Origin of the sequence: Desulfofundulus thermobenzoicus (assembly GCF_009428905.1) — a bacterium.
In the GTDB taxonomy this organism is placed as follows: domain Bacteria; phylum Bacillota; class Desulfotomaculia; order Desulfotomaculales; family Desulfovirgulaceae; genus Desulfofundulus_A; species Desulfofundulus_A thermobenzoicus.
This window is the reverse complement of sequence record NZ_WHYR01000254.1, coordinates 1-394: the sequence shown is the minus strand read 5'-3', so window position 1 is coordinate 394 and position 394 is coordinate 1. Positions and strand designations below refer to the sequence as shown.

The 394-nt window shown below is 36.5% G+C and carries 1 protein-coding gene; it reads right to left on the bottom strand.

Annotated features, from left to right (window positions below):
• Positions 1–331, bottom strand: a 331-nt coding sequence (locus tag GFC01_RS18520) for an Lrp/AsnC family transcriptional regulator (protein ID WP_152948534.1), incomplete at its 3' end; no start/stop codon positions are given.
• Positions 332–394 lie beyond the last annotated feature (63 nt).

Below are 394 nucleotides of genomic sequence, written 5' to 3'. Positions count from 1 at the left end.
CAACGGAAAGATCATAAACACCTGACATGAGATAGACAGACTCCACTTCCTGAAACCGATAAATCCGTTCAGCAATTTCATCAAATCCGACGCCTCTTTTTGGTGTCACTTTTACATCAATCATTGCTGTAACGCCTTCATGACCATCCACTTTTCGCCAGTCAATCATGGTTGAATAATCAATAATGACTTTTTGATCTTCAAGTTTTTGAATGATGGCTTCGGCTTCTTCTGTTGTCACGCCTGCCATTTTTGCAATTGTATTTAAATCGGCGCGGCTGTTTTCATCTAAAATCTCTAATATTTCAGTTTCTTTTTCTGTTAGTTTCATTTGATTTCACACCTCAGATTATAAAAGCTAGTTTTAAAAAATCTTCTGAACATTATAGCACGT